The organism is Pseudomonas sp. Sample_21, from assembly GCF_004307525.1.
GTDB lineage: Bacteria > Pseudomonadota > Gammaproteobacteria > Pseudomonadales > Pseudomonadaceae > Aquipseudomonas > Aquipseudomonas atacamensis.
This window is the reverse complement of sequence record NZ_RCNZ01000022.1, coordinates 1-26525: the sequence shown is the minus strand read 5'-3', so window position 1 is coordinate 26525 and position 26525 is coordinate 1. Positions and strand designations below refer to the sequence as shown.

6 protein-coding genes are annotated in these 26525 nt (G+C 63.7%); all 6 read left to right on the top strand.

The genetic code is table 11. The features are described from left to right. Positions 1-75: 75 nt before the first annotated feature. Positions 76-816, top strand: a complete 741-nt coding sequence (locus D8U71_RS01705; protein ID WP_130887030.1) for an alpha/beta fold hydrolase — start codon at positions 76-78, stop codon at positions 814-816. Positions 817-851: 35 nt separating this feature from the next. Further along, positions 852-1835, top strand: coding sequence for a TauD/TfdA family dioxygenase (locus D8U71_RS01700; protein WP_024012352.1), 984 nt, complete (start codon positions 852-854; stop codon positions 1833-1835). Positions 1836-2022: 187 nt separating this feature from the next. Then, on the top strand, positions 2023-5424 hold the full coding sequence (locus D8U71_RS01695) for a non-ribosomal peptide synthetase (RefSeq protein ID WP_130887029.1): 3402 nt from the start codon (positions 2023-2025) through the stop codon (positions 5422-5424). Continuing rightward, positions 5421-13244 (top strand): non-ribosomal peptide synthetase, encoded by a 7824-nt coding sequence (locus D8U71_RS01690; protein WP_130887028.1) that lies wholly within the window; start codon positions 5421-5423, stop codon positions 13242-13244. Before D8U71_RS01695 ends, D8U71_RS01690 begins: the two co-directional genes overlap by 4 nt. Positions 13245-13257: 13 nt before the next feature. Next, a complete protein-coding gene (locus D8U71_RS01685; protein WP_130887027.1) occupies positions 13258-25572 on the top strand; it encodes a non-ribosomal peptide synthase/polyketide synthase in 12315 nt (4104 codons plus the stop codon). 69 nt (positions 25573-25641) lie between these two features. Further along, the coding region (locus D8U71_RS01680) for an alpha/beta hydrolase (RefSeq protein WP_130887026.1) at positions 25642-26525 on the top strand (884 nt) is incomplete at its 3' end.

Genomic DNA, 26525 nt, shown 5'->3' with positions numbered 1-26525 from the left:
TTTAGCGGCCGGGCGACTAATTTGTCCGGCGAGTGATCCGTCTTTCTTGCAGACACATTTTTCAAGGAAAGCGCGGTGACCAAGCTGACATTGCTGTGCCTGCCCTATTCGGGCGCCAGCGCCATGGTTTACAGCCGCTGGCGGCGTCAACTGCCGACGTGGCTGCAATTGCAACCGGTGGAACTGCCGGGGCGTGGCGCGCGGTTCGATGAACCGCTGCAAACCGACATGCGCGCACTGGCGCGGCAACTGGCGCGCGAGCACAAGCCGGGGCTGCAAGGCCCGTATGCGTTGTTCGGGCATAGCCTCGGTGCGTTGCTCGCCTGCGAACTGGCCCATGCCTTTCGCGAGTCGGGTGTGCCGGAGCCGCTGGCGCTGTTCGCCTCCGGCACCGCCGCACCGACCATGCGCAGCGACTACGACCGCGGCTTTGCCGAACCGCGCAGTGATGAAGAACTCATCGAACAGTTGCGCACCTTTCAAGGCACCAGCGAAGAAGTCCTCGCCAATAAAGAGCTGATGAGCCTGACCCTGCCGGTGCTGCGCGCCGATTTCATGATGTGCGGCCGCTTTACGCCTGCCGAGCGGCCCCTGCTCAATTGCCCGGTGCACGTGCTCGGTGGCAAGGAAGACCGCGCCACCACCGAACAACTGATCGGCTGGAGCAAAGAGACCCTGGGCAGTTTCTCGGTGGACATGATGACCGGCGGGCATTTCTTCATTCATGAACATGAAGCGCGGGTCATTCGCACGATCAAGACCCATCTGGAAGTGCATCACCGACGCCTTGCACAGGCGGCGCAACCGGCGTTCTGAGACGCGCCTCATCTATCATTTTCAGGAGGCCAGTCATGGCTGTTGCTCTGGGGTTTTCCGTGCGGCCGTTGCTGCCGCAGCGCGGACGTTTGCCGCTGTTGGTCGAGGCGGGCGATGCCGACACCGATCTGTTGGCGGTATTCGATGAATTGAAGGCCTTGGTCGACGAGCATCTGCTGCGCGACGGTGGTGTGCTATTTCGCGGTTTTCGCCTCGATGGCGCCGAGCAGTTCCGCCAGTTCGCCGCGAGTTTCGGCCATCCGCTGCTGAACTACGAGTTCGGCTCGACGCCGCGCACCAACGTCACTCAAGGCGTGTACACCTCCACCGAATACCCGGCGCACCAGAGCATTCCGCTGCACAACGAGCAGGCCTATTCCCGCGACTGGCCGATGAAGATCTGGTTCTACAGCATGATCGCTGCCAGGTCCGGAGGCGAGACGCCGATTGCCGACAGCCGCGAAGTCTACCGGCGCATCCCCGTGGCGATCCGCGAGCGGTTCGTCAGCAAGGGCCTGATGTACGTGCGCAACTTTGGCAATGGCCTCGATGTCGCTTGGGAAGACGTGTTCAACACCGAAGACCGCGAAGTCGTCGAGGCCTACTGCAAGGCCCACGGCATTGTCTGCGAGTGGAAGGACGACGGTGAGCTGCGCACGCGGCAGACATGTCAGGCGGTGGCGGTGCACCCGGTGACCGGCGACCACGTCTGGTTCAATCAGGCGCACCTGTTTCACATCTCCAACCTGCCAGCGGACGTGCGCGAAAGCCTGCTCGACATCGTTGACGAAGAAGACCTGCCACGTAACGTCTACTACGGCGACGGCTCGCCGATCGAAGACGAAGTGCTGGCGCAGATTCGTGCGGTGCTCGACGACTGTGCGATCAGTTTCCCCTGGCAGGAGGGCGATGTGCTGATGCTCGACAACATGCTTTCGGCTCACGCGCGCTCACCGTTCGAAGGGCCGCGCAAAGTCATCGTGGCGATGGCCGAGGGGCATTCGCAGGACGTGCGTTAGGCGCTTCGCCACTCTTCAACTCAAATGCCGAATCCGGGCCTGTACCGGCTTCGGCATTTGTCTGTCTGGCCTTTGTACCGTCGGGCCGTGAATGCCGCTGGCGCGCTAAATCATCGCGCGGGCCATTCGTTCTTGTTGATACGACCGGGTCTCCAGGTCACGCCGCCGATCAGCAAGGACTCCACGCATGAATGCCGCAGACGCACAGAAACTAGCCCGCCGCTTTATCGAATTGCCCCAGGACAAACGCCGTCTGTTCCTCGCCGGCATGGCCCGCGAGGGCATCGATTTTGCGCAGCTTCCAATGACCGCCTGCGACGGCATCGCCGAGCGTGACGGCCTGTCTTACGCGCAGCAGCGCATGTGGTTTCTCTGGCAACTGGAGCCGACCAGCGCAGCCTATAACTTGCCGATGGCGGTGCGTCTGGATGGCGATCTGCAAGTCGAAGCATTGGAGCAAGCCTTCAGCCGTCTGGCGGCGCGCCACGAATGTTTGCGCACCACCTTCGGCCAAAATGGCGAGCGGGCCTTCCAGCGTGTGGCCGAACCTAAGCCACTGAAACTACCCGTGACTGACCTGAGCGAGTTGCCCCAAGCCCAGCGCTTGCCGCTGGCGCAGCAGCACATGATGGCCGAGGCGACCCAGGCCTTCGACCTGCAGAACGGCCCGCTGCTGAGTCTGCGGCTGTTGCGCCTGGCCGCGCAGGAACACGTGCTGCTGCTGACCCTGCACCACATCATCGCCGACGGCTGGTCGATGAACATTCTGATCGACGAATTCATGCGCACTTACGACGCGCTGGTCGCCGGGCGTGAACCGACGCTGGCGCCGTTGACCGTGCATTACCGCGACTACGCACTGTGGCAGCGCAGCTGGCTGGAGGCCGGTGAGCGCGAGCGGCAACTGGACTACTGGCGCACGCAACTGGGCGACGAACATCCAGTGCTGGAGTTGCCCACCGATCGGGCCTATCCGGCGCAGTCCAGCCATCAGGGCGCACGCTTGGAAACGGTGATCGACGCGGCCTTGCGCGAAGAGCTGAAAAACCTTGCCCAGCGTCAGGGCGTGACGTTGTTCGTGGTGTTGCTGGCGGCGTTCAAGACCCTGTTGCATCGCTACAGCGGCCAGACCGATATTCGTGTCGGCGGGCTGATCGCCAACCGCACCCGCAGTGAAACCGAGGGCCTGATCGGCTTCTTCGTCAACACGCAGATCCTGCGCAGCGCGGTCACTGCACAAACGCCATTCGCCGAGCTGCTGCAGAGCCTGCGCCAGGCTGCACTGGGTGCTCAGGCCCATCAGGATCTGCCGTTCGACGCCCTGATCGAAGCCCTGCAACCGGCGCGCAGCCAGAGCCACAATCCGCTGTTTCAAGTGATGTTCAATCACCAGCCGCTGGTCACCGATTTGCACCAGGCGCAACTCGCTTCAGGCTTGCGCGTGGGCTATCTGAGCGAGGAACAACTGGCCGGCAGCGCTCGGCAACATGCAGCCACCAGCGATCTGATGCTCGACACCCGCGAGGAGGGCGAGCAACTGTTTGCCGCCTTCACTTACGCCACGGATATTTTTGATGCCGCAACCATCGCCGCGCTGGCCGGGCATTGGCGCAACATTCTCCAGTCGGTGTGCCGCGACCCGCAGCAGTTGGTCGGCGAGATGGCGATGCTCGCCGAGGGCGAGCGGCAAGCGTTGATTCAAGCGACTGCGCCAGTGCCTCGGTTTACCAGCGTGCAAAGCCTGTTCGAAGCGCAGGTCGCACGGACTGCGCAAGCGCCGGCGGTGCTGTTGGCCACTGCCCCTGCACCAGTATTCAGCTACGACGAACTAAACGTTCGAAGCAATCGCTTGGCCCATCAGTTGCGCGCACAGGGTGTCGGCCCGGACGTGCTGGTCGGTGTCGCGCTGGGGCGTTCGCTGGAATTGGCGGTAGCGCTGCTGGCCGTGCTCAAGGCCGGTGGTGCCTATGTGCCGCTGGATCCACAGACCCCAGCCGAACGCTTGCGCCATGTGCTCGCTGACAGTGGTTTGCAACTGTTGCTCAGTGATCAGCAAAGCCTTGCCAGCCTGCCGCCGCTCGACGGCATCGAGTGCCTGTGTCTGGAGCAGTTGCCCGCCAGCGGGCAGAGCGACAATCTGTCGGTCACGGTCGAGGCCGACAACCTCGCGTACGTGATCTACACCTCGGGTTCCACCGGGCGGCCGAAAGGCGTGGCGGTCAGTCATGGCGCGCTGAGCGAGTTCGTCGCCCGCGCCATCGACTACAGCGATCTGCGCGAAGGCGACCGGGTTCTGCAATTCGCCACCAGCAGCTTCGACGGTTTCGTCGAGCAGTTTTTCCCGCCGCTGTGCCATGGCGCCAGCGTGGTCATGCGCGATGCGCCGTTGTGGGACAGCGCGACGCTGCATCAGGTGATCATCGATCAGGGCATCACTCTGGCCGACCTGCCGGCGGCTTATTGGTATTGGCTGGTGCAGGAATACGCGGCGAAACCGCCGGCCAGTTTCGGCGCGCTGCGGCAGATTCACGTCGGCGGTGAAGCCATGGCGGTGGACGGCTTGCGTCTGTGGAAGCAGGCCGGGCTCGGCCATGTGCGCCTGCTCAATACCTACGGCCCGACCGAGGCCACGGTGGTCTCGACGATTCATGACTGCACCGCGCTGACCGCACAGGACGTGTCGTGGCGCGGCATGCCGATCGGCCACGGACTGGCAGCACGGCGTCTGTACGTGCTCGACGATGATCTGAACCTGCTGCCGCAAGGCGCGGTGGGCGAGTTGTACATCGGTGGGCCGGGGCTGGCGCGCGGTTATCAGCGCCAACCTAGCCTCAGCGCCGAGCGTTTCATTGCCGACCCGTTTGCCGACGGCCAGCGCCTGTATCGCACTGGCGACCGTGCGCGGCTGCGCGGCGATGGCGCGCTGGAGTATGTCGGCCGGGTCGATCATCAGGTGAAGATTCGCGGCTTCCGCATCGAACTGGGCGAGATCGAATCGCGCCTGCAGCAATGTCCGCGCGTTCGCGAGGCAGTGGTGCTGGCGGTGCCATTCGCCGGCGGTGCGCAACTGGTCGCTTACGTGGTGACAGAACCTGCGGTGCTTGCCAGCGCGGCAACGCAAACGGCCTTCCGTCAGCAGACCCGCGCTGCGCTGCAAGCCAGCCTGCCGGATTACATGGTGCCGGGGCATCTGCTGTTGCTGGCGAATCTGCCGCTGACACCGAGTGGCAAGCTCGACCGCAAGGCCTTGCCGACGCCGGATCCGGCGCAGTTGCAGGGCGATTACCGCGCCCCGCAATCGCCAGCCGAGCAGTGTCTGGCGCAAGTCTGGGCCGAGGTGCTGCACGTGCCGCGTGTGGGCCTGGACGATCACTTTTTTGAACTGGGCGGCCATTCGTTGCTGGCCGCGCAGGTGATTGCGCGGGTCAAGGAGCAGATGGGCGTGGTGCTGCCGCTGCGCAGCCTGTTCGAAAAACCGCTGCTGGCGGATCTCGCCGAGGTGCTCGGGCAACTGGCCGAGGCGAGCGGCGACGACGACTGGTCCGACATGGATCAGTTCATGAATGCTTTGCAAGGAGAAGAAGTATGAGCGGCACGATGGCGGAACGTATTGCAAAAAGGTTCGTCGGCCTACCGCTGGAACAGCGTCGGCTGTTTCTCGCCAAGCTGCGCGAGGAGGGCAAGGATTTCAGCCTGTTGCCGCTGCCGGTCAGCCGCCACGACTGCGCGCAGATTCCCCTGTCGTTCGCCCAGCAACGCCTGCTGTTCCTCTGGCAACTGGAACCGCACAGCGCCGCGTACAACATGGCCGCTGGCTTGCGTCTCAAAGGTTCGCTGAATGAGTCAGCCATGAGCCGCTCGTTCGATCATCTGCTGGCGCGCCATGAAGTGTTGCGCACGGTGTTTCACACCGACGGCGATCAAGCGCATCAGCTGATTCTCGAGCAGCAGAAAATTGCACTGGAACGCTTTGATCTGACCGGCGTCGCCGTGCAAGAGCGCGAAAAAGTGCTCGCGCAACACGTGCAAGACGTCACCGCGCAACCGTTCGATCTGCGCCACGGCCCGCTGTTGCGCGCCAGCCTGTTTGCTTTGGCCGACGATGAGTTCGTGCTGGTGGTGAGCATGCATCACATCGTCTCCGATGGCTGGTCGATGGACGTCATGGTCAAGGAATTCGTGCAGTGCTATCAGGCGTTCAGCCTGCAGCGCGAGCCGCAACTGCCGGCGCTGCCGTTGCAGTACGCCGACTATGCGATCTGGCAGCGGCGCTGGCTGGAGGCCGGCGAGGGCGAGCGCCAGCTCGACTACTGGCGTCAGCAGTTAGGCGACGAACATCCGCTGCTGGAAGTGGCGCCGGACTTTGCCCGACCGCTGACGCAAAGCTTTGCAGGACAGACCCTGAGCTTTGATTTCGGCACCGACCTGTCGCAACAGCTCAACGTTTTTGCGCGCAGCCAGGGCATCAGCCTGTTCATGCTGGTGCTGGCGGGGTTCTCGCTGTTCCTTTCGCGTCTGGCCGGCGAGCGCGACATTCGTGTCGGCGTGCCGAATGCCAACCGTGGCCGCGCCGAAGTCGAGGGACTGATCGGTTTCTTCGTCAACACCCAGGTGCTGCGTTGCCAGGTCGATGAGCGCGGCAGTTTCGCCGATTTGCTCGCGCAGGTGCGTGAAGCGGCGTTCGGCGCACAGGCACATCAGGAGTTGCCGTTCGAGCAACTGGTCGACGAATTGGTCGCCGAACGCACCCTGGGCCACAACCCGCTGTTTCAAGCCAAGTTCAACCAGAACGTCGGCATGCAGAAACAACGCTCGATGGCCTTGCCCGGCCTGACCGTCAGCGAATATCCGCTGGCCAAGGACGGCACGCACTTCGATCTGGCGCTGGACATTACCGACGACGGCGCGCTGATCCACGGTCAGATGACCTATGCCAGCGATCTCTATCGGGCGGAAACGGTCGCCGGTTTTGTGCCGATGTTGCTGGACCTGTTTACACAGTTGCTCAACTCGCCGCAGGCGCCGCTCCACACGGTAGCGACGCCACGGCCTGCTGCGCTTGCCAGCCAACGCGAACCGGCGTTGACGGTGTTGCAACATTGGGCGCGTGAAGTGGCGCGGCAGCCGCAGGCGCTGGCCGCTCGGGATCTCAAGCAAACGGTGACCTTCCAGGCGCTGGATGAGGAGGCCAATCGTCTCGCCCATTATTTGCGTGCGCAGGGCGTCAACGTTGGCGACCCGGTGGCGGTGCTGCTGGAACGTTCGCTGGACTGGCTGACTTGCCTGTTGGCGATTCTCAAGGCTGGCGCGGTGTACATGCCGCTCGACGTCAAGGCGCCAAGCGCGCGCCTGCAACAGATGCTCGGCGCTGCGCAGGCGCGGGCGATGATCGGTGCTGAAGGCGATGTGCGGGTCAGCGAATTGGCGGTTGAGGGCTGTCAGGGCCTGACGTTCACATCGAAGCAATGGCAGTCGCTGCCGGCGTCCGCGCCTGAGCTGACGCTGTATGCGCAGTCGCCGGCCTACGTGATTCACACTTCCGGCTCCACCGGACAACCCAAGGGCGTAGTGGTGAGCCACGGCGCGCTGGGCAGTTATGTGCGCGGCGTCCTCGAACGTCTGGCGCCGGCGCCCGAGGCGAGCATGGCGCTGGTCTCGACCATCGCCGCTGACCTTGGCTTCACCGTGCTGTTCGGCGCGTTGTGCTCGGGCCGACTGCTGCATGTGCTGCCGGAAGAACTCGGCTTCGACCCGGATCGCTTTGCCGAATACATGGCCTGCCATCGCGTTGGCGTGCTGAAAATCGTCCCCGGACATCTCGCCGCGCTGTTGCAGGCGGCCACGCCTGCCGACGTGTTGCCGGAACACGCGCTGATCGTCGGCGGCGAAGCCTGTTCGCCGGCACTGGTCGAACGCCTACGCCAGCTCAAACCGGGCTGTCGTCTGATCAACCACTATGGCCCGAGCGAAACCACCGTGGGCGTGCTGACCCACGAGGTCGAAGAACTCGCCGCCCAGGCGCGCAGTGTTCCGATCGGCACAGCGCTGGCCGGTGCCCATGTCTATGTGCTCGACGATGTGCTGAACCCGGTAGCTGATCAGGTTGCCGGTGAGTTGTACATCGGCGGCGACAGCGTTGCCCTGGGCTACCTGAATCAGCCGGGGCTCACCGCTGAGCGTTTCCTGCCTGATCCGTTTGGGAACCCCGGCGCGCGGGTGTACCGCAGTGGCGACCGGGTTCGGCGCAATCGCGAGCAGGCGCTGGAATTCATCGGTCGTGCCGACGATCAGGTCAAAGTGCGCGGCTACCGTGTCGAGCCTGCGGAAGTCGCGCGGGTGTTGCTCAGCCTCGACGGTGTCAGCGAAGCCGCCGTGCTCGCGCTGCCACTGGATGACGACCCGGCGCGCCTGCAACTGCTGGCATGGTGCGTGCCGGCAGTGGGCGCGAAGGTGCAGGCGCAGGAACTGCGCGAGCAGTTGCAGGCGCGGCTGCCGGATTACCTGGTGCCGGCGCAGTTGCTGTTACTCGACCACTTGCCGCTGACCGCGAACGGCAAGCTCGACAAGCGTGCCTTGCCAGTGCCCGGCGTGGTCAGCCAGCAGTTCGTCGCGCCGGTCGGTGAGATCGAGGAGAAACTGGCCGCGATCTGGGCCGAAGTGCTCAAGCTCGAAAGGGTTGGCAGCAGCGATAACTTCTTCGAGCTGGGTGGCGACTCGATCCTCAGCTTGCAGATCATCGCCCGGGCCAAGCGCCAGGGCATCAAGCTCAGCCCCAAGCAGTTGTTCGAAAAACAGACCATCGGCCAACTGGCTGCTGTGGCCAAACTGATCGAAGCCAAACCGGCTGCCGTCGCGGCACCAGTGGCACGCGGGCCGTTGCCGTTGCTGCCGATCCAGTTGCGCTTCTTCGACACGCCGATTGCCCAGCGCCAGCACTGGAACCAGTCAGTGATGCTGCAACCGACCCTGGCGCTGGACGCCGTGCATTTGCGTAAGGCGCTGGCGGCGCTGGTCGAACAGCACGAAGCGCTGGCCTTGAGCTTTGTGCAGTCGGGCGATAGCTGGCAGGCGTTGCCGCAGACTCAGCGCGATGCCGAACTGCTTTGGCTGCGCGAGCTGGACAGTCTCGATGCCTTGCCGGCCGTGGCCGACGCGGCGCAGCGCAGCCTCGATCTGCAACGCGGGCAGTTGCTGCGCGCGGTGCTGGTCAACCTGCCGAACGCCGAGCAGCGCTTGTTGCTGGTGATTCATCACCTAGTGGTCGACGGCGTGTCGTGGCGCATTCTGCTGGAGGACTTGCAGCAGGCTTACCAGACATTGGCGGCGGGGACGGCGCCGGTGTTGCCAGGCCAGAGCAGTTCGCTGCACAACTGGGCCGAGCAGTTGCATCGTTATGCGCAGAGTGAAGCGCTTGCCGGCGAACGCGATTATTGGCGCCAGACCCTGGCGGCGGAAGACGCGGCACTGCCACAAGATTTCGCCGTGGACAGCCAGACCCGCGCCCAGGCCGCTCGCGCCAGTACGCGCCTGAGCCAGACACTGACCGAGAAGCTGCTGAAAGTCGCCCCGGCGGCTTATCGCACGCAGATCAACGATCTGTTGCTGACGGCTTTGGCGCGGGTGCTGTGTGACTGGAGCGAGCAGCCGTCGGTGTTGATCCAGCTCGAAGGCCATGGTCGTGAAGACCTGTTCGACGACATCGACCTGAGCCGCACGGTCGGCTGGTTCAGCAGCCTGTTCCCGGTGCGCCTGACTCCGCAGGCCAATCCCGCTGCGTCGCTGTGCGCGATCAAGGAGCAACTGCGCGCCGTGCCGGGCAAAGGCATCGGTTATGGCGTGCTGCGTTACCTCACGCGTGCAGCCGAGTTGCAGACGCTGGCGCAACCACGGGTGACCTTCAATTACCTCGGTCAGTTCGACGGCGCGTTCAGCGCCGAGCAAGGCGCGTTGTTCCTGCCAAGCGCTGACAGCACCGGCGCCAATCAGGATGGGCAAGCGCCGCTGGGCAATTGGCTGAGCGTCGACGGACAGGTTCTCGGCGGTGAGCTGGAACTGACCTGGACCTTCGGCAGCGGCATGTACCGCGCCGAGACCATCGAGGCGTTGGCCGAGGCCTATCGCCGCGAACTGGAACGCCTGATCGAACATTGCTGCGCGAGCGGGGCAGGTGGCGTGACTCCTTCGGATTTCAACCTCGCCAACCTGACCCAGGCGCAGCTGTCGGCATTGCCGATTGCGCCGCGTGACATCGTCGATCTGTACCCGCTGTCGCCGATGCAGCAAGGCATTCTGTTCCACAGTCGTAACGAGCCGGACAGCCCGGCCTACACCAATCAGCTGCGCGTCGACGTCGAGCAGCTCGACGCCGAGCGCTTCCGCCAGGCCTGGCAGCAGACCCTCGAAGCTCACGATATTCTGCGTACGGCGTTCGTCTGGCCGCAGGATGCCGCCGCGCCGGTGCAAGTGGTGCGCAGCCGCGTGCAGATGCCGTGGCAAGTGCAGGACTGGCGCGGTCGCGCTGGCCTGGAATCCGCGCTTGATCATCTGGCCACTGAAGACCTGCATAACGGCTTCGATCTGCTCGACGCACCGCTGTTGCGCGTGACGTTGGTGCGCACCGATGAGCACACTCATCACCTGATCTACACCTGCCATCACATCCTCATGGACGGCTGGAGCACTTCGCAGTTGTTCGGCGAAGTGCTGCAACGTTACGCCGGCATCGCGCCGAGCGCAGGGCAGGGGCGTTATCGCGATTACATCGAATGGCTCGGCCAGCGTGATCAGCAGGCCAGTCGACAGTTCTGGAGTGCGGCGCTGGCGGACCTTGAACAGCCGACGCGACTGGCCAGCGCCATACCGGTCAGGCACGCCGCCAGCGGCTATGCCGATCACGAGCATGTGTTCAGCGAACCGCTGACCGCCGAACTGAACCGCTTCGCCCGCGAGCAGAAAGTCACCCTCAACACGCTGGTACAAGCGGCGTGGCTGCTGCTGTTGCAGCGTTATACAGGCCAGGACCACGTGGCGTTTGGCGCGACGGTCGCCGGACGGCCAACCGATTTGCCGGGCGTCGAGCAGCAGATCGGCCTGTTCATCAACACCTTGCCGGTGGTGGCGGCGCCATCGCCGGAAATCGGCGTCAGCCAATGGCTGCAACAGGTGCAAAACCTCAACCTGGCCTTGCGCGAGCACGAACACACGCCGCTGTATGACATTCAGCGCTGGGCCGGTACGGGCGCCGGGGCGTTGTTCGACAGCATTCTGGTGTTCGAAAACTATCCGATGGCTGAAGCACTGGCGCAGGGCCCTGAGACGGGCCTGAAGTTCTCGGCAATCCGCCGGCAGGAGCAGACCAACTATCCGCTGACGCTGGTGGCGGTCACCGGCCGCGAGCTGAGTCTGGGCGTGAGTTACGATCAGGCCAGTTTCGACGCTCCAGCGATCAGTGTGTTGAGTGCGCAGTTGCAAGGCCTGCTCGAGCAGTTCCTCGCCGACGCCACGCAGCCGCTGGGCGCGCTGCAACTGCTCGCCGAGCCACAACGGCAACAAGCGATCGAGTGGGGCAAGGCGCCGGTTACCACGCCGGATCAACGCACAGTGCTGGCGCACATCGCCGCGCAAGTGCAGCGACAGCCACAGGCGAACGCGGTGCTGTTCGCTGAGCAATCCATCGCTTACCAAAACCTCGATACCCGGGCCAATCGTCTGGCGCACAAGCTGCAAGGCATGGGCGTCGGGCCGGAAGTGCGCGTCGGCGTGTGCATGCGCCGCACGCCGCAGATGCTGGTCGGCTTGCTGGCGATCCTCAAGGCCGGTGGCGCCTACGTACCGCTCGATCCGGATTACCCGCAGGAACGCTTGCTGCACATGCTCGACGACAGCCGCGCGGCGGTGCTGCTCACTGAGCCAGCGGCATTGGCGATGCTGCCCGAAACCTTGAGTGCGCAGGTGCTGCTGGTGGACGAGAACGTCGCCAGCGAATACCCGGCCACTGCGCCGCTGGTTAACCTCGCGGCAGACAATCTGGCGTACGTGATCTACACCTCCGGCTCCACCGGCAAACCGAAAGGCGTAGCAATCAGCCACGGCAATCTATCGGCGCTGATTCAATGGTCGGCTGGGGTCTATCGCGAAGAACAATTGCGCGGCGTGCTGGCCTCGACCTCGATCTGCTTCGATCTCTCGGTGTGGGAAATCTTCGTCACGCTGGCCTGCGGAGGCTGCCTGGTGCTGGCCGACAACGCCCTGGCGCTGGCGGATTTGCCGGCGCGCGATGAGGTAACGCTGATCAATACCGTGCCGTCGGCGATCGCCGCGTTGCAAAGGGCCGGGCAGATTCCGTCGTCGGTCGGCACCATCAATCTGGCCGGCGAACCGCTCAAGCAGGGTCTGGTCGACAGCCTCTACGCCAGCACTCAGGTGCAGCAGGTCTACGATCTTTACGGGCCGTCGGAGGACACCACTTATTCGACCTTCACCCTGCGCACGCCAAAGGGCCGGGCGAATATTGGCCGGCCGCTGGACAACACCGTGGCGTACCTGCTCGACAGTCAGTTGCAGGTGCCGCCCGAGGGAGTGGCGGCCGAGCTGTATCTGGCGGGTGCCGGGGTGACGCGCGGCTATCTGCGCCGCGCCGCGCTGACCGCCGAACGCTTTGTGCCGAATCCTTACGCGAGCAACGGCGAGCGCCTGTACCGCACCGGCGATCTGGTGCGCCAGGGCGATGAGGACAACATCGAGTACATCGGTCGCGCCGACCATCAGGTGAAGATTCGCGGCTTCCGCATCGAACTCAGCGAGATCGAAGCACGCCTGCTGGAACTCGACGATATCCGTGAGGCGGTGGTACTGGCGCAGGACGGCGCCGCAGGCAAACACCTGCATGCCTACCTCGTCGCCGCACCGGACAGCGAGCGGTCGACGCTGGCCGAGCGGGTGCGCAATGCCTTGGCCAGTCGCTTGCCGGCGCACATGGTGCCGGGGCATCTGCACCTGATCGACGCGATCCCGCTGACGCCCAACGGCAAGCTCGATCGCAAGGCGCTGATGGCGTTGGGCGAGAGCCCGACGCAGGAGCAATACCAGGCACCGCAAAGCGACTTGCAGTGGGAGGTCGCGACGATCTGGCAGCAAGTGCTGGAAGTCGAGCGGGTAGGGCTGGCGGACAACTTCTTCCAGCTCGGCGGCCATTCGTTACTGGCGACATTGGTGGTGACCCGGGTGCAGGAACGTCTGGGCGACAAGGTGCCGCTCAAGGCGTTGTTCGAGACCGACACGCTCAAGGATTTCTGCGCGCGGATCGAAGCGCTGCGCGTCGAAATGTCGCCCGTTCAGGATGAATTGGCTAAATCACTGGAGGCCCTCAAACGTCTATCCCTCGATGATCTGGAAAAACTGATTTCTTGAGAGGGAAAAACGCGTGCAAGAGTTAATCGAGTCGGTAGGACAACTTTCGGCTAAGCAAAGAAAGGCTCTGGCGGTTCTGCTCAAGCAGAAAGGCGTCAACCTCTTTGACATTGCCCCGGTTTTCAAGCGCACGGCTGAAGAGCCGTTGTTGCTGTCCTACGCTCAGCAGCGCCAGTGGTTCCTGTGGCAGTGGGCACCGCACAGCGCGGCCTACAACATTCCGACGGCCCTGCGCTTGCAAGGGCCGCTGGATGTGCCGGCACTGGAACGCAGCATTGCGGCGCTGATCGAGCGCCACGAAACCTTGCGCACGGTGTTCTCTCAAGACAGCGCGCAACCCTTGCAAGTGGTCCTGCCCGCAGGACCTTTTACCCTCGATATTCACAACCTGAGCGCTGATCTGGCGCATGACCCGGAGCACTCGATCGAGGCTTTCGTCCAGTCTCAGAGCCAGAAGACTTTCGATCTGCAGCACGGCCCGTTGCTGCGTGCCGCGCTGCTGCAGGTCAACCCCGCTGAGCATGTGCTGGTGCTGACCCTGCACCACATCGTTTCCGATGGCTGGTCGCTGCAAGTGATGATCGAGGAACTGGTGCAGCTCTACGCCGGTTTCAACCTCGGTCACGACGCCGGCCTGCCGGCACTGCCGATTCAATATGCCGATTACGCCTTGTGGCAGCGCCAGTGGATGGAGGCCGGTGAGCAGGAGCGGCAACTGGCCTACTGGCAGGCAAAACTCGGCGGCGAACAACCGGTGCTGGAGTTGCCGCTGGATCGCCCGCGCGCGGTCGATCAAAGCTTCGCCGGCGCCAGCTACAACCTGATTCTCGACCCGGCGCTGAGCCATGCCCTCAAAGCGTTTGCCCGGCAGGAAAGCGTCACCCTGTTCGTGTTGCTGCTGGCTTCGTTTCAGGCCTTGCTGCATCGCTACAGCGGGCAAAGCGACATCCGTGTCGGCGTGCCGGTGGCCAACCGTGGCCGGGTGGAAATCGAGCGGCTGATCGGCTTCTTCGTCAACACCCAGGTGCTCAAGGCGGACATCGACGCAGAGCTGCCGTTTATCGAACTGCTGCGTCAGGTCAAACAGACGGCGCAGGAGGCGCAGGCGCATCAGGACTTGCCCTTCGAGCAACTGGTCGAAGCGCTGGAACCGGGCCGCAGCCTCAGTCACAGTCCGTTGTTCCAGGTGATGTTCAACCACCAGGCCGAGCGCCGCGCGAGCATCGCGACACGCCTCAACGGCCTGAACATCGAACCGCTGGAATGGCAGAGCCAGACCGCGCAATTCGACCTGACCCTCAACACCACCGAACAGGCCCACGGCATCGAAGCGGTGCTCAAGTACGCCACTGACCTGTTCGACGCAGCGACCATCGAGCGCCTGGCGCAGCACTGGACCGCGCTGTTGCAAGCGATCGTCGCCGAGCCGAGCCAGCGTATCGGCCAATTGCCGATGCTCGCCGCCGGCCAGCAGCAACAGCTGTTGGCGCAATGGAATCCGTCGCTGATTGAACAACCGCTGACGCCGTGCATCCAGCAAGCCATCGAGGCCCAGGCCGAGCGGCATGCCGATGCGGTGGCGGTGAGCTGTGCCGGGCAACGCCTGACCTACGCCGAACTCAATCACCGCGCCAACCTGTGGGCGCACACGCTGATCGAGCAGGGCGTCGGCCCGGACGTGCGCGTCGGCGTTGCGGTGGAGCGTTCGCTGGACATGATCGTCGCCATTCTCGCGGTGCTGAAGGCCGGCGGCGCCTATGTGCCGCTGGACCCAAGCTACCCGGATGACCGCTTGAGCTACATGATCGACGACAGCGGCATTCACTTGCTGTTGACCCAGGGGCATTTGCTCGGGAAATTGCCGATTCCGCCGGGGCTGGTCTGCCTCGATCTGGATCAAACGCCGGAGCACGGCATCGCAAGCAACCCGCCATGCCTGACCACGCCGGACAATCTGGCCTACGTCATCTACACCTCCGGTTCCACCGGCAAACCCAAGGGCGCCTTGCTGCCGCACGGCAACGTGATGCGCCTGTTCAGCGCCACCGAGCACTGGTTCGATTTCGGCGCGCAGGACAGCTGGACGCTGTTCCATTCCTACGCGTTCGACTTTTCGGTGTGGGAGATTTTCGGCGCGCTGTTGTACGGCGGCAAACTGGTGGTGGTGCCGCACGATGTCAGCCGTTCGCCGGAGGATTTCTACACGCTGCTGTGCGATGAAAACGTCACGGTGCTGAACCAGACACCGTCGGCGTTCAAGCCGTTGATGCAGGTCGCCTGCGAGTCGAGCCGCAGCAATGCCCTGCGTTACGTGGTGTTCGGCGGCGAGGCGCTGGAAGTACAGAATCTGCGTCCGTGGTTCGAGCATTTTGGCGACCGCGCGCCGACGCTGATCAACATGTACGGCATCACCGAAACCACCGTGCACGTCACTTACCGGCCGTTGTCGCTGGCGGATCTGCAGAGCAATCACAGCAGCCCGATCGGCGCACCGATTGTCGACCTGTCGTGGTACTTGCTCGACAGCTCGCTGAACCTGGTACCGCAAGGTTGCATTGGTGAGTTGTACATCGCTGGCGCCGGTCTGGCCCGTGGTTATCTGAATCAGGCCGGCATGAGCGCCACGCGCTTCGTGCCCGACCCGTTCAACCGCAACGCCGGCCAGCGTCTTTACCGTACCGGCGACCTCGCACGGCTGCGCGGCGACGGGGTGATCGAGTACATCGGTCGTATCGACCACCAGGTAAAAATCCGTGGTTTCCGCATCGAGCTCGGCGAAATCGAAGCGCAACTGCTCAAGCATCCACAGGTGCGCGAAGCGGTGGTGCTGGCGGTGGACGGCCTCAGCGGTCAGCAACTGGCGACCTGGGTCGTGCCGGCCGAGACATTGAACGCGGACGAGCAGGGCGCGCTGCGCGATTCGATCAAGCTGCACCTGCGCGAAACCCTGCCGGATTACATGGTTCCGGTCAGTTGGGCGTTCCTCGACCGGCTGCCGCTGACCGCCAACGGCAAGCTCGATCGCAAACAACTGCCGCAGCCGGACGTTGCGCACGTGCAAGAGGCCTACGCCGCGCCGCGCAGCGAACTGGAACAGCGTCTGGCGGAGATTTGGCAGGACGTGCTCAAGGTCGAGCGGGTCGGGCTTCACGATAATTTCTTCGAGCTGGGCGGCGATTCGATCATTTCGATTCAAGTGGTCAGCCGCGCGCGGCAGGCCGGCATTCGTTTTACGCCCAAGGATATTTTCCAGCATCAGACCGTGCAGCGTCTGGCCACCGTCGCGCAGCAGAGCGACGCGGTGCAGACGGAGCAGGGCGAAGTGCTTGGCGACGCGCCGCTGACGCCGATCCAGCAGTATTTCTTCCACAGCGACATCCCGGCGCGGCATCACTGGAACCAGTCGATCCTGCTGACCCCGGCGAAAACCCTGCAAGCCGCGGCGCTGCAACAGGCCTTGGCGCAGGTGCAAAAACAGCATGACGCCTTGCGTCTGCGTTATCGCCAAACCGAGCAGGGCTGGCAGCAAAGCCACGGCGCGGCGGATCAACCACAAGCGTTATTGCGCACTTTCACGCTTGACGACAGCGCGGCATTGCCAGCGCTGTGCCTGGACCTGCAACGCAGCCTCGACCTGCACAACGGCCCGTTGATCCGCGCGGCGCTGATCGATTTGCCGGACGCCAGTCAGCGTCTGCTGCTGGTGATTCATCACTTGGTGGTCGATGGCGTGTCGTGGCGAATCCTGCTCGAAGACCTGCAAAGCGCCTATCAGCAGATCAGCGGCGGACAGCGCGTGCATCTGCCGGCCAAGACCAGCGCGTTCAAGGATTGGGGCTTGCGCCTGCAAGAGCATGCGCGCAGCGCGGCGCTGGGCAGCGAACTGAGTTACTGGCGCGAACAGTTGCGCGACGCGCCGCTCGGTTTGCCGCTGGATAATCCGCAGGGCCAGTTGAACAACCGCTTCGAACGCAGCGTCGACACGCGGCTGGACGCCGAACGCACTCGCCAGCTGCTGCAACAGGCTCCGGCGATCTACCGCACTCAAGTCAACGACCTGCTGCTGACCGCACTGGCGCGGGTCCTCTGCGAGTGGACCGCCAGCGACAGTGCGCTGGTGCAGCTCGAAGGCCATGGCCGCGAAGACCTCTTCGATGACATCGACCTGAGCCGCACCGTGGGTTGGTTCACCAGCATGTTCCCGGTACGCCTGACACCAAACGCCAGCCTGGAAAGCTCGATCAAAGGCATCAAGGAGCAACTGCGCGCGATCCCCAACAAGGGCATCGGCTATGGCTTGTTGCGTTATCTCGGCACCGCCGAAGCACAAGCGGCGCTGCGTGAACTGGCGCAACCGCAAGTGACGTTCAACTACCTCGGCCAGTTCGATAACAACTTCGACGAAGACGCCTTGTGGCGGCCGGCCACCGAAGACAAGGGCGCCGGCCAGGACGAAAACGCGCCGATGGCCAATTGGCTGACCATCGATGGCCGGGTTTATCAGGGCCAGTTGAGCCTGACCTGGACCTACAGCAGCGACATCTTCGAAGAAACGACCATCGCCGCTCTGGCCCGCGCCTACGAAGTGGCACTGAACGAATTGATCGACCACTGCCTCAGCCATGCGGGCGGCCTCACGCCGTCCGACGTGCCGCTGGCCGGTTTGTCCCAGGCGCATCTGGACAGCCTGCCGATTGCCGCCCAGCGCATCGAGGACATCTATCCGCTGGCGCCGATGCAGCAGGGCATTCTGTTCCACAGCCTGTACGATGCGGACGCCAGCGCCTACGTCTATCAGATGTTGCTGGACATCGACGGCCTCGACGTTGCGCGGTTCCAGCAAGCCTGGCAACGGGTGGTCGATCGCCATGAAGTGCTGCGCGCCGGTTTCATCTGGGGCCGTGATGGCCTCGATGCACCGTTGCAGGTGATCAACCGCCAACTGACCCTGGAAATGCCGGAAATCGATGTGCGCGATGCCGCCGATCTGCCGGCGGTGCTTGAAGCACGGGCGCAGGCCGACCGCGAACGTGGCTTCGATCTGCAGAATCCGCCGCTGTTGCGCCTGTGCCTGTTGCGCACTGCCGACGATCGCCATCGACTGATTTTCACCTGCCACCACATCCTCATGGATGGCTGGAGCAACTCGCGGATGTTCGGCGAAGTGCTGCAGGATTACGCCGGCCAGCCGGTGCCGAGCGCGCAGGGCCGCTATCGCGATTTTCTGGTCTGGCTGCAGGGCCAGGACAAGGCAGCCGCGCAGGATTTCTGGCGCGGGCAACTGGCCGAGCTCGACGAGCCGACCCGACTGGCCTCGGCCTGCCACGGACGCACCGTGCCGGGGCCGGGCAAACAGATGCATCGTCTGCATTTCGATGAAGCGTTGACCCAGCGTCTGAACAGCTTCTCCCGTCAGCAACAGGTGACCCTCAACAGCGTGGTGCAGGCGGCATGGCTGCTGGTGTTGCAGCGCTACACCGGGCAGGCCACGGTGGCGTTTGGCGCTACGGTTTCCGGGCGGCCGGTGGATTTGCCGGGCATCGAAGAACAGCTGGGGCTGTTCATCAACACTCTGCCGGTGATCGCCAGCCCGCAAGCCACCCTCAGCGTCGGCGACTGGGTGCGCAGCGTGCAGGACAAGAACCTGCTGTTGCGCGACTACGAACAGACGCCGTTGCAGGACATTCAGCGTCTGGCCGCATTGAGTGGCGAAGCGTTGTTCGACACCTTGCTGGTGTTCGAGAACTACCCGGTATCCGATGCGTTGGAGGCCAATCCGGGCGGGCTGCGTTTTTCCGGTCTGGAGCATCGTGAACAGACCAACTACGGCCTGACCCTGATCGCTGGTGCCAGCGAAGTGCTCAACCTCGATTTCAATTACCTCACCGAGCACTTTGCCGAACGCAGCGTGCTTACTCTGGCGGCGCATTTGCGTGAAGTGCTCGAGCAATTTATCGCAGCGCCGCAACGGGCACTTGGCGAGATCGGTCTGCTGCCGCTGGCCGAACGGCAGACGCTGGCGCAGTGGAACGACAATCACGCGGCTTATCCGGCCGAGCGGTTGATTTCGCAGAGCTTTGAAGCGCGGGTCGCAGCACATCCGCAGGCACTGGCGTTGAGTCATGCCGGCGTGGCCCTGAGTTACGGCGAACTGAACCGCCGCGCAAACCAGTTGGCCCGGCATCTGGTGACGCTGGGTGTCACCGCCGAAGTGCGCGTCGGCGTGGCGCTGCCGCGTTCGGCGGAATTGGTGATCGCCCTGATGGCAGTGCTCAAAGCCGGCGGCACCTACGTGCCGCTGGACCCGGACTACCCGGCCGACCGCGTGGCCTACATGCTCGACGACAGCCAGGCGAAAGTCCTCCTGACCCAGCAAGCGTTGCTGGCGCAACTGCCATCCAGCGAAGCGCAAGTGGTGCTGGTCGAGGCCGGCGGCGAGGCGTTCGCCGCGCAGGCACCGGACAACCTGCCGGCGCGCGCCGACTCGGCCAATCTGGCCTACGTGATCTACACCTCCGGTTCCACCGGTAAACCGAAAGGCGTGGCCATCGCCCATCGCAACGTGCAGGCGCTGATTCACTGGTCCGCCGAGGTCTACAGCAAGGACGATCTGCAAGGCGTACTGGCCTCGACGTCGGTGTGCTTCGACCTGTCGGTGTGGGAGATTTTCGTCACCCTGGCGCGCGGCGGGTCCATGGTCATGGCGCGCAATGCCCTGGAGCTGGCGGACTTGCCCGAGCGTGATCAGGTGCGCCTGATCAACACCGTGCCGTCGGCGATTGCCGCGCTACAACGCATCGGCCAGATCCCGCCGGGCGTGCGCATCATCAATCTGGCCGGCGAGCCGCTCAAGCAGGCGCTGGTCGACACCTTGTACCGCGAAACTTCGGTCGCCCACGTTTACGATCTGTACGGGCCTTCCGAAGACACCACGTATTCGACCTGGACCCGTCGCGAACTCGGTGGCCAGGCCAATATCGGCCGGCCATTGCGCAACACCACTGCGTACCTGCTCGACGAGCAATTGCAGGCAGCGCCGGTCGGCATCGCAGCGGAGCTGTATCTGGCCGGTGAGGGCATCACCCGTGGCTATCTGTTGCGCCCGGGCCTGACCGCCGAACGTTTCGTGCCCAACCCGTTGGCGAGCAACGGCGAGCGCATGTACCGCACTGGCGACCTGACGCGTTTCATGGACGACGGCCGTATCGAATACGTCGGCCGCATCGACCATCAGGTCAAGGTGCGTGGCTTCCGTATTGAACTGGGTGAAATCGAAGCGCGTCTGCTGGCCCAGGCCAGTGTGCGCGAAGGCGTGGTGCTGGCGGTGGACGGCGTTGGCGGCCAGCAACTGGTGACTTATGTGGTACCGGCCGAGGCCGATCAAAGCCCCGCGCAACTGGACGCGCTGAGTGCTGAGTTGCAAGCCGCGCTCAAGGCGCATCTGCCGGATTACATGGTGCCGGCGCAGTGGCTGTTCCTCGAACAATTGCCGTTGACACCCAACGGCAAACTTGATCGCAAGGCTTTGCCGGCACCGGATGCCAGCCAGGCACAACGCGATTACGTCGCGCCGTCGACGCCGCTGGAGCAGCAGCTGGCCGAGGTCTGGCAGGACATTCTGAAGATCGAGCAGGTCGGCGTGACCGACAATTTCTTCGCCCTCGGCGGTGATTCGATCATCTCGATTCAACTGGTCAGCCGCGCGCGGCAGCAGGGCATTTGTTTCACGCCCAAAGACCTGTTTCAGCAGCAGACCGTGCAGAAACTGGCCGCAGTGGTTTCGCTGGCAGACGCGCAATCCGCCAGCGCTGCCGACTACCCGTTGGCGCAGCTGGATCAGGCACAGCTCGATGCCTTGCCGGTGCCGGCGGAGCTGATCGAAGACGTCTATCCGCTGTCGCCGATGCAGGAAGGCATGCTCTTCCACACCCTGTCGGATAACGGCAGCAGCCTTTACGTGCAACAGGTCAGCCTGCCGATCAAGGGCCTCGACGTGGAGCGTTTCCGCCGGGCCTGGGAGTTCATCATTGTACGTCAGGCGATCCTGCGCACCAGTTTCCATTGGCAGGACGGCCTGGCCAAACCGCTGCAGGTCGTCCATCGCCAGGCGCCGTTGCAGATGCAGGTGCTCGATTGGCGTGGGCAGGACTGCAGCGAGGCGGCGATTGCCGAGTTCGCCAGCGCTGATCGCGCGCTGGGCTTCGACTTGGCCGAAGCGCGATTGCAGCGGGTGACCCTGCTGCAGCTGGGCGACGAGCAGTACCAGATGATCTGGACCAGCCATCACATTCTGATGGACGGCTGGAGCAGTTCGCGGTTGTTCGGTGAGGTCTTGCAGTACTACTCCACGGGCGAGGTGACTGGCGAAAATGGCCGCTATCGCGACTTCATTGCCTGGTTGCAGGCGCAGGATCAGGATGCCCAGGAGCTGTTCTGGAAGGCGCGTCTGGCGGTGGTCAACGAACCGACCGCGCTGAGTCAGGCGATGCACCCGCGTCATAGTGCCGACGTTACTGGTCACGATGCGCTCTATTCAAATTGGGGCAAGGCGCAAACCGCACGCCTGCTGGAGTTCTGCCGCGACCTGCGCATCACCCCCAACACACTGATCCAGGGCGCGTGGCTGCTGCTGTTGCAACGCTACACCGGTCAGCAGACGGTGACCTTCGGCGCCACCGTATCGGGGCGCCCGGAAAGTCTGCCGAACGTCGGCAACATGCTCGGCCTGTTCATCAACACCTTGCCGATCATTCAGACCCCACAGGCCGATCAGCGTCTGGCCGACTGGCTGGGTGAAGTGCAGGCCTACAACCTCGACATTCGCGATTACTCCCAGGCACCGCTGGCCGATGTGCAGCGCTGGTCGAACCTTGGTGGTCAGGCGCTGTTCGACAGCATCGTGGTGTTCGAGAACTTCCCGATCGACGAGCGCTTGCAGGAAGAAACCGACACCGAGCTGACCTTCGGCAAATCCATCGGCCACGGCGTGACCAACGTGCCGATGGACCTTGCGGTGATGCTCGGCGACGAGTTGTCGATCGAGTACCTGTACCTGCGCAGCCACTTCAGCGCCGAGGCGGTGCAAGGCATTCGCCTGACCCTGGAAAACACCCTCGCGGCGATGATGGCCGCGCCGTATGAGCGGCTGGGTAACTTGCAGCGTCTGTCCGCCGAGCAATGGCAAGCGGCGCAGGCCTGGAGCGCCGAGCCTTCCCACCGCCACGCGCCGCAGTTGCTGCCGGAGCTGATCAGCCGTCATGCGCAACAGCAACCCGATGCGATCGCGGTGCAATGCGCCGGCGAAAGCCTGACCTACGCAGAGCTGGAGCGGCAGGCCAATCGACTCGCGCAGTGCCTGATCGCCCACGGCGCCGGGCCGGAAGTGGTGATCGGCGTGGCGTTGCCGCGCTCGCTGGAAATGCTGGTGAGTTTCCTCGCCGTGCTCAAGAGCGGTGCGGCGTACGTGCCGCTGGACATCGATTACCCGCCGGAGCGTCTGGCCTACATGATCGAAGATTCGCGCATGGCCCTGCTGCTGACGCAAACCAGCCTGCGCGCGACGTTGCCGGCGCCTAACGGCGTGCGGCGTCTGGAAATCGATCAACTCGATCGCAGTCTCTACAGCGATGCTGCCCCGGTCTGCGATGTTCACGAGCAGAGCCTGGCCTATCTGGTTTACACCTCCGGTTCCACCGGACGGCCGAAAGGCGTGGCCGTTACTCAAGGCCCGCTGAGCATGCACTGCCAGGCGATCGCCGAGTTGTACGAAATGGACGCCAGCAGTTGCGAATTGCACTTTATGTCCTTCGCTTTCGACGGCGCTCACGAACGCTGGCTGAGTACGCTGTACAGCGGCGGTCGTCTGGTGATCCGCGACGGTTGTTTGTGGACGCCGGAGCAGACCTATCAGGCCCTGCACGATTACGCCGTGACCATCGCCTGCTTCCCGCCGGCCTATCTCAAGCAACTGGCCGAGTACGCGGCCGCCAGCGGCATTGCGCCGCCGCCAGTGCGCATCTACTGCTTCGGTGGCGATGCGGTGCCGGAGCAGACCTTCGAACAGGTCAAAGCCGCGTTGCGTCCGCAGTTCTTCACCAACGGCTATGGCCCGACCGAAACCGTGGTCACGCCGATGCTCTGGAAAGTCGCCATCAGCCAGCACTGCGAAGCGGCGTATGCGCCGATCGGCCGCGCGGTCGGTGCGCGTTCGTTGTACGTGCTCGACGACGATCTGAATCCGCTGCCGCCGGGTTTTGCCGGTGAGTTGTACATCGGCGGTTACGGCGTCGCTCGCGGTTACTACGGCCGCCCCGATCTGACCGGCGAGCGCTTCGTGCCCAACCCGTTTGCCCCGGGCGAACGCCTGTACCGCAGCGGCGATCTGGTGCGTCGTCGCCCGGACGGCGTGGTCGATTACGTCGGGCGTATCGACCATCAGGTCAAGGTGCGTGGCTTCCGCATCGAGCTAGGCGAAGTCGAGGCCAGTCTGCGCCAGTTGCCGGCGGTCAGCGATGCGCTGGTGATTGCCCGCGACAATGCCTCCGGCAAGCAACTGATCGGCTACGTGGTCACTGCCACGGGTGATGATATCGGCGATGAACTCAAGGCCGGGCTGCGCGCTTCGCTGCCGGAATACATGGTGCCGGCGCAGATCGTCTGCCTCAGCGCGTTCCCGGTTACGCCCAACGGCAAACTCGATCGCAAGGCCCTGCCGGAGCCGGAGTTCAAAAGCGACGAATATGTTGCCCCGCGCACCGAGCAGGAACGCCTGTTGGCGGAAATCTGGGCGCAGGTGTTGCAGGTCGAGCAGGTCGGTATCAGCGATAACTTCTTTGAACTGGGCGGCGATTCGATCCTCAGCCTGCAAGTGATCTCGCGGGTGAGAAACCACCCGACGCTGCAGATGGAGCTGAAGCTGCGTGATCTGATGCGTTATCAGACCATCGCCGGCATTCTCGAGCAGCAAGTGGCGAAGGAGGGCGCCGGGCAAGCGCTGCCGGACCTGACTCAGGTTGCCGCAGAGGGCGCGTTCAATTTGCTGCCGATCCAGGAGTGGTTCTTCGCCGAAGGCATGGCCGAGGCGCATCACTACAACCAGTCGTTGCTGCTCAGCGCACGTCAACCGCTGGATCTTGATGCACTGGAACAGGCACTGGGCTTGATCGAACAACATCACGATTCGCTGCGCCTGCGTTTTTCCAACGACGGCGGGCGCTGGTTGCAGCGCTATAGCAGCAGCGCGTCCGACGAGGCTGTGCTGTGGCGCCGCGAAGCGCAAAGCAGCGAAGAGGTCGAAGCCTTGGCCAACCTCGCGCAGCGCAGCCTCAAACTCGATGACGGGCCGGTCTGGCGGGTCATGCATGTGGCGTTGCCGGATGGCCAGGCGCGGTTGCTGGTGGTGATTCATCACCTGGTGGTCGACACCGTGTCGTGGCGGATTCTGCTCGACGATCTGAAAGTCGCTTATGAGGCGTGCGTGCAGGGGCTGGCGCCGCAACTGCCGATTCGCACCAGCAGTTATCGTTCGTTTGCCGAGGCATTGCAGGCGCAGGCGCCGGTGATTGCCGAGCAGGAATTGAGCTATTGGCTGGAGCAACTGGATCAGCCCGGCGTTGATCTGCCGTGCGACAACCCGCGCGGCAAGAACCTCGTGCGGCAACAGGCGCAGGCGCGGCTCAAGCTGTCCCGCGAGCACACCGAACAACTGCTCAAACAGGCCCCGGCGGTGTACGGCACGCAGATCAACGACTTGCTGCTGTCGGCGCTCAGCCGCGCCCTGTGCCGCTGGAGTCAGCAACCGTTGGCGCTGATTCTGCTTGAAGGTCACGGTCGCGAAGACCTCTTCGAATCGATCGACCTGAGCCGCAGCCTCGGCTGGTTCACCAGCATGTTCCCGGTGCGTTTGCGCCCGGACGGCGACGACATCGGCCAGTCGATCATCGATGTGCAGGCGCAACTGGCGGGCGTACCGCAGAAGGGCATCGGCTACGGCGTGTTGCGTCATTTGGCCGGGCCGGAAGTCTCCGCGCGACTGGCTGCATTGCCGCAGGCACGGGTGACCTTCAACTACCTCGGGCAGTTCGACCAGAGCTTCGATGAACAGGCGTTGCTGGTGCCGGCACTGGAAGAGACCGGCGACAACTACAGCCTCAAGGCGAACCTGGGCAACTGGCTGGAAATTGTCGGCCAGGTCTATGACGGGCAACTGGCCTTGCGCTGCATCTACAGCAGTCAGCGTTACCGCGCCGGCACCATGGATGCGCTGATGAGCGATTACCAGCGCGAGCTTGAAGCGTTGATCGAACATTGCATGGCGCGGGTGGGTTGATCACCCGGCCTTTTGCGCGGGCGCTGCCCAGGCGCGCCCGTCTTATTGCAGATACAAGGATTTTTAACGATGTCGTTACACCCTGATCTGGAAGCTTTTCTCGACCTCGCTCAAGACAGCCAGGACGCCGGCCTGCCGGCCATGCACCAACTGACCCCGAGCGAGGCCCGCGCCACCTTCGAGCAGACCACCGCGCAACTGCGCTGGCCGGCGCCGCAGGATCTTGAAGTCACCGAGATCGAAATACAGGCCCGTGACGGTGCGGCGCTGGCGTTGCGTTTGTATCGGCCCAAAGGTATTGAATCGCCGCTGCCGGTGCTGGTGTATTTCCACGGTGGCGGATTTGTCGTTGGCAGTCTGGATTCCCACGACGGCGTCTGCCGCGAGTTTTGCCAGCGCACGCCGTGTGCGGTGCTCTCGGTCGGTTATCGACTGGCGCCGGAGCATCGCTTTCCGACAGCGCTGGAGGATGGCGAGGACGCTTTGGCCTGGCTGGCCGAACAGGCTGTGAGCCTCGGCCTGGATGGTTCGCGCGTTGCGTTCGGTGGCGACAGTGCGGGCGCCACGTTGGCGACGGTGCTGGCGATTCAGGCCGTGCGGCAACCGCACACGGTGGCTATCGCGCCGAAGGCGCAGTTGTTGTGTTATCCGGTGACCGATGCTTCGCGGGTGCATGATTCGCGGCTGTTGTTTGGTGAGGGGTACCTGCTCGAGAACGACACGCTGGAGTGGTTTTATCAGCACTATGCGCGTGGGCCGGAGGATTATCTGGATTGGCGTTTTTCGCCGTTGCTGGCGGAGGATTTGCGTGGGGTTGCGCCGGCTATTGTCGTATTGGCCGGGTTTGATCCGTTGCTGGATGAGGGGCAGGCTTATGTCGACAGGCTGCGCGGGCAGGGGGGCGAGGTCGAGGTCGAGGTTTGTGCCGGGTTGACTCATGATTTGTTGCGGTT

Bases quoted from the DNA above. Each gene is read 5' to 3' on its own strand.
- D8U71_RS01695 (WP_130887029.1), top strand. From the start codon at position 2,023: ATGAATGCCGCAGACGCACAGAAACTAGCCCGCCGCTTTATCGAATTG.
- D8U71_RS01690 (WP_130887028.1), top strand. From the start codon at position 5,421: ATGAGCGGCACGATGGCGGAACGTATTGCAAAAAGGTTCGTCGGCCTA.
- D8U71_RS01700 (WP_024012352.1), top strand. From the start codon at position 852: ATGGCTGTTGCTCTGGGGTTTTCCGTGCGGCCGTTGCTGCCGCAGCGC.